Annotated in this window: 1 pseudogene; it reads right to left on the reverse strand. The window is 64.7% G+C overall.

Annotation, left to right across the window (positions count from 1 at the left end):
* Positions 1 to 240 (reverse strand): annotated as a pseudogene (locus VTU_RS28665) (hypothetical protein); the annotation flags it as partial.
* Positions 241 to 269: the final 29 nt, after the last annotated feature.

Genomic DNA, 269 nt, shown 5'->3' on the forward strand with positions numbered 1-269 from the left:
CGTATGGCCGACGAAGTCCTTTGCGGAAGTCGTATCGTACACGCCCATGAGCGCCACCAGCGTGCTGATCCATTGGATAGGCCACCAGAGCAGGCGAAAGGCCAGGGGCGGCGAGTCCTTGTAGCGACGGTCCTCGGACGGGACGCTGGCCATCGAGCGGCGGAGCAACCAGGCCACGAGGCCGGCACTGAGTCCCGCGGACGCAGCGATCAGGGCGAGGATCAGGGTGTTCGGTTCCATGGGGCTAAACCTAAACGTCGATGGCGACG

The organism is Verminephrobacter aporrectodeae subsp. tuberculatae At4 (assembly GCF_000193225.1).
GTDB classification, from domain to species: Bacteria; Pseudomonadota; Gammaproteobacteria; order Burkholderiales; family Burkholderiaceae_C; genus Acidovorax; species Acidovorax aporrectodeae.